This window comes from Delftia sp. ASV31, from assembly GCF_016428765.1.
In the GTDB taxonomy this organism is placed as follows: domain Bacteria; phylum Pseudomonadota; class Gammaproteobacteria; order Burkholderiales; family Burkholderiaceae_C; genus Comamonas; species Comamonas acidovorans.
Genome location: NZ_JAELTK010000336.1, coordinates 1 through 266, shown reverse-complemented (window position 1 = coordinate 266; position 266 = coordinate 1). Strand labels below are relative to the sequence as shown.

The 266-nt window shown below is 76.3% G+C and carries 1 pseudogene; it reads left to right on the top strand.

The features are described 5' to 3' along the window. Positions 1 to 266 (top strand): annotated as a pseudogene (locus JHD82_RS29705) (hypothetical protein); the annotation flags it as partial.

The following is a 266-nucleotide window of genomic DNA, read 5'->3' as shown; positions in this document are numbered from 1 at the left end:
CCCCCCCCCCCCCCCCCCCCCCCCCCCCCCCCCCCCCCCCCCCCCCCCCCCCCCCCCCCCCCCCCCCCCCCCCCCCCCCCCCCCCCCCCCCCCCCCCCCCCCCCCCCCCCCCCCTTTTAATGACACGGCGACCACCGAGATCTACACTGTTCGCATTTCGTCGGCAGCGTCAGATGTGTATAAGAGACAGGCAGGGCTTCGGGCAGCACGCCCAGTTCGATGCCGACAAAGGCGAAGAACAGGCCGCAGGCGCCCAGGCTGAACGC